Raw genomic sequence first — 480 nt, 5'->3', positions numbered from 1 at the left:
GATCTGTATAGACGACCGTTGCGACCCGCCGATCTCCTATCACTTCATTATTCACGATGGGAGGATACATAACCTCAGCAAATTTAACCTGATAATAATCCAACACAGGAACGACCATTTGGATTCCCAGTTCCTGTTCCATTTTCTGCTGGACTTCCTGTGGCAATCCCTTGGCATATGTCCGTAGGTCAAAAAGAGCGAATTCTTCTTCGCCAACCGTAAGAATCAATATGGCGTCAAACTTTTTGTTTTGTAGTTCAACCATTTTTTCTTTGGGGGGCAAAAGAGGAATTTGTTGATAAGAGCCTAAATCCTCTTCAGTTCCTAATTCATAAAAGATGGAATATTCTGCCGTCCCGTTGCTGACAATCTCACCATCCATTTTATAGCCACCATCCATCTTTTCGAAATCCATCGCATTTGACCCAACTGTTTTTCTTAATGCTGAGATGAGCTCATCACTAGGTTCGAGTTTGAACC

The 480-nt window shown here is 42.1% G+C and carries 1 pseudogene; it reads right to left on the bottom strand.

The window, feature by feature from the left end:
- Positions 1-480: pseudogene (locus SB775_RS27440) on the bottom strand (hypothetical protein); the annotation flags it as partial.

It is taken from the genome of Peribacillus sp. SIMBA_075 (assembly GCF_046534585.1).
The sequence above is the reverse complement of the archived record's forward strand: the minus strand, read 5'-3'. Positions and strand labels throughout refer to the sequence as shown.